Below are 248 nucleotides of genomic sequence, written 5' to 3' on the forward strand. Positions count from 1 at the left end.
TGCTGCTGCCGTCAACTCAACTCGATGGGCGTTGTATCGGGCTTTGTCTCAAACAGACCTTCCTGTAGAAACAGGCATCGGTGGTAGAACCAAGTTTAACCGCTCTGGTCAAGAATTAACTAAAACACACTGGCTAGATGCTGCTTGTGTTAGGAAATCAACACCAGAGCAACTGAACATATTGGTCAAGCAACCCTTGATTATTACAGCCACAGGACAAGGAAATTGTCAGATGTGCCGTACCGACA

Annotated in this window: 1 pseudogene; it reads left to right on the top strand. The window is 46.4% G+C overall.

The window, feature by feature from the left end:
• Positions 1 to 43: 43 nt before the first annotated feature.
• Positions 44 to 248: pseudogene (locus LKK83_RS31895) on the top strand (RNA-guided endonuclease IscB); the annotation flags it as partial.

The organism is Phormidium sp. CCY1219, from assembly GCF_035615515.1.
GTDB lineage: Bacteria > Cyanobacteriota > Cyanobacteriia > Cyanobacteriales > Laspinemataceae > CCY1219.